Raw genomic sequence first — 1,879 nt, forward strand, 5'->3', positions numbered from 1 at the left:
CCGTTCATGGCCGATGGTGAATGCCCTTGCGGCTTCCGCCACGACGTCCTCGTCCACGACGCCGTCGTCCTGTGTCAGCCTGATGCCGGCGATATGGCGGCCTGGTGCGACGAAAGCGCCTGGCCGTTCCAGCACGTAGATATCGGCATTCAACTTGCGGGACACCGCGTCCAGGGTCGCCATGTCGACAAAGCGCAGATAGCCGGACTCGGGCGGTTCGATGAGTTGCAGGACGCCCGGCATATCGCCGTCGAATTCGGTTCCGCCGAGAAAGGGTTCGGCCCGATAGTTGCGCATCGAGGTGACGGCCTGATCCTCGACCTGCTCGATCGTTCGGCTGACCTTGCCGAGACGACCGAGATAGTTGATCCAGCGCAGCAATGTGCCGATGATCAACACGATGACGGCAATGGTGGCGACAAACAGAACCAGCCGGCCGCCGGTGCCGTAGAGCTTGGTGTTGAGCGCGATCAGGCCGACAAGGCTGAAGATGAACGAGCCGAGAAAGGTCGAAAGCGCCGACTGCGCGGTGCGGTCTTCCAGAAGCGTGCCGACCGCCCGCGGCGTGGCGCTGCTGGCCGCCGACGAAGATGCCTGCACCACGGTGTTGAGCGAGAAGATCAGCACCGTCAGCATGCTCGAGGCGATGATCGACAGCAGCGATCCTACCGAATCGACGCCGATCGTGTCGCCGATATCCTCAGGAATATAGCGGTTCAGAAGAATACCCAGAAGCGCGGTGGCAATGCCGGCAACGCAATAGATCGCGGCCACAAACCACAATTGCCGCATGACCTGGGAGATGACCCATAACCGCCGGGACAGCTGAAGTTTCATAGCGCTCTTTCTGTCAGGGCGGCATTTCCGCAGTTCAACTGGAACTGGTCGATCCCGCCTTCATCCCCGCCGGTATCGGTCCACGATGTCGGTTGTCCAACGCCGCTCATTGGTCTCGCGTTCCATTAGGGCGCGTGAACCTGATGGCGTCAACTCGCTGCCTGTCGTTTCTGTTCCGTGGAGGTCCCTCGGGTGCCGTGGAAAACGCCGCGAAACCTTAGCAGAAAGTGGCGCTCCCGTCAGATATCGGCCTTGCCCGCGACCTTCAGCGCAAAGGCGTATTCCAGAGCCTTTTCCTCCAGCCGCTGGAACCGCCCGGATGCCCCGCCATGGCCTGCGTCCATATTGGTTCTGAGCAGGACCGGCGCCGTGCCGGTGGTGGCCTCGCGCAGCTTCGCCACCCATTTCGCCGGCTCCCAGTAGGTCACGCGCGGATCGGTGAGCCCGGCGAGCGCCAGAATGGCGGGGTAGGGCTTCGGTCCTACATTGTCGTAGGGGCTGTAGCTGGCGATATAGTCGTAGGCCTCCTCGGAGGCGATCGGGTTGCCCCATTCGTTCCATTCCGGCGGGGTGAGCGGCAGGGTGTCGTCCAGCATCGTGGTCAGGACATCGACGAAAGGCACGGCGGCAATGATGCCGGCGAATTTTTCGGGCGCCATGTTGGCGACGGCACCCATCAGCATGCCGCCGGCCGAACCGCCCTCTGCGACGATCCTGCCGTGGCTGGTGAAGCCTTCGGCCACCAGCGCATCGGCGGCGGCGATGAAATCGGAGAAGGTGTTCTTCTTGTGCATCATCTTGCCGTTTTCATACCAGGCGAAACCCTTGTCCTTACCGCCGCGGATATGGGCAATGGCATAGACGAAGCCGCGATCGACCAGCGACAGGCAATTGGTGGAAAACGAGGCCGGAATGGAGATGCCGTAAGCGCCGTAGCCGTAGAGCAGGCAGGGCGCGGTGCCGTCGAGCGGCGTATCCTTGCGATAGACGATGCTGACGGGCACCAGTTCGCCATCGGCGGCCTTCGCCTGGATACGGCGGG

At 62.4% G+C, this 1,879-nt stretch carries 2 protein-coding genes; both read right to left on the minus strand.

Features of this window, described 5'->3' with window-relative positions; all coding sequences use genetic code 11:
• The coding region (locus B4E36_RS05185) for a DUF2254 family protein (RefSeq protein ID WP_345900067.1) at positions 1–837 on the minus strand (837 nt) is incomplete at its 3' end.
• 239 nt (positions 838–1,076) lie between these two features.
• Positions 1,077–1,879, minus strand: an 803-nt coding sequence (locus B4E36_RS05190; protein WP_345900068.1) for a prolyl oligopeptidase family serine peptidase, incomplete at its 5' end; no start/stop codon positions are given.

It is taken from the genome of Martelella sp. UBA3392 (assembly GCF_002358775.1).
In the GTDB taxonomy this organism is placed as follows: domain Bacteria; phylum Pseudomonadota; class Alphaproteobacteria; order Rhizobiales; family Rhizobiaceae; genus Martelella; species Martelella mediterranea.